This is a genomic window from Paenibacillus sp. USDA918EY, assembly GCF_009870825.1.
In the GTDB taxonomy this organism is placed as follows: domain Bacteria; phylum Bacillota; class Bacilli; order Paenibacillales; family Paenibacillaceae; genus Paenibacillus_AQ; species Paenibacillus_AQ albilobatus.
In genome coordinates this window covers 1-976 of the sequence record NZ_WTWY01000052.1, presented here as the reverse complement: position 1 = coordinate 976, position 976 = coordinate 1, and the positions used below count along the sequence as shown (strand labels likewise).

Here is a 976-nt window from a genome sequence, read left to right as displayed (position 1 = left end):
TTTCTCCAAATAATTTAAACTCTGTAATATCCGTAACCCACTTCTCATTTGGCTTTTCAGCGTAGAAGTTACGTTCTAATAGGTTTGGTGCAATCTTGCCAACCGTCCCTTTGTACGAACGATATTTTTTCATGCGTACCAAGCATTTTAATCCCAATACTTTCATCAAACGTTGTACCTTTTTATGATTTACATGGTATCCACGATTCACTAACTCATCACGAATACGGCGATAACCATAGCGCCCCTCATGCTCCTCATAAATGGCTTGGATAATCTTTTTTAACTCCATATCTCTATCTGGCATACCAAACGTTTTTACCGCGTAATAATACGTGCTACGAGGGATATCTGCTAGCTGTAGAAGTGCTTTCACCGGAAATTCGTTCCTTAGTTCATAGACTACTTGAGCTTTGTCTTGTTTGGTGATTTTTCCTTGGTTTGAACTAAGGCATTCAACTTTTTTAAATATGCATTCTCCATTCGTAAACGCTCTACCTCTGCATGTAAAGCCTCAACAGATCCTTCTACTACCTCTTGATTCTTTCGTTTATTAGATTCTTTTTTCATGGATGAGCGCCCCTTTTTCTTTGGTTGTAGAGCGTCCATTCCATGTAATTCTAAGCTCCTTTGCCAGCTTAAAATAGTACTATGGCTCGCAATATTAAACACTGCAGCCGTTTCTCTAACAGACGTCCCAAATTCGTTCATATAATTAAGTACATCTAGTTTAAACTGTACAGGATATGATGTATAGCTCTTTTTAAAGGCTTCTTCACCATGATACTCATATTGTTTGATCCAATTTAGTAAGACGGTATGATGGAGCCTTAGGGATTTCGCAATCGATTTCACGCTTTCCGATCCATTTTGATAACGTGTAACTGCTTGTATTTTTTCATCTGTACTGAATTTGGTCATATAAAAACTGCACCTCCAATAGTTAGATGGTGTCTAACTATTGGGGTGCAGTTCA

Annotated in this window: 1 pseudogene; it reads right to left on the bottom strand. The window is 38.0% G+C overall.

Annotation, left to right across the window (positions count from 1 at the left end):
- Positions 1 to 921, bottom strand: a pseudogene (locus GQY55_RS30755) (IS3 family transposase); the annotation flags it as partial.
- Positions 922 to 976 lie beyond the last annotated feature (55 nt).